General features: G+C 40.5%; 1 protein-coding gene. It reads left to right on the forward strand.

Going from position 1 to position 385, the window contains the following annotated elements; genetic code table 11:
* Positions 1–385, forward strand: a 385-nt coding sequence (locus CP363_RS10575) for a DNA-3-methyladenine glycosylase (protein ID WP_198995790.1), incomplete at both ends; no start/stop codon positions are given.

Raw genomic sequence — 385 nt, forward strand, 5'->3', positions numbered from 1 at the left:
ATACCAAATCCGTGGACATTATTGTTTTGATATTGTGGTTCAGGATGCAGAGGAACCTCAAGGAATTTTACTTCGCGGAATAGAACCGGCGCTAAACATCGATAAAATGATCGAAAATCGGCACATGTCAGGGGTAAATATTACTAACGGTCCCGGTAAATTAGTACAAGCTCTCGGCATTCATTCACGGGATTTAGATGGGCAGCCTATGGAAACAAGTCCACTAACGGTTGATTTACATAATTATAAAATTCCTGGAGAAATAGCTATTTCTGCGCGGATTGGAGTTAATTTGAAGGGGAAAGATGGGTTAAGTCCACGCCGCTTTTATGTAAAAGGCAATCCCTATGTATCAAACGTGAAAAAACAAGACATGGATCTGGAA

It is taken from the genome of Lactobacillus sp. UMNPBX12 (assembly GCF_002553955.1).
Lineage (GTDB): Bacteria > Bacillota > Bacilli > Lactobacillales > Lactobacillaceae > Lactobacillus > Lactobacillus crispatus.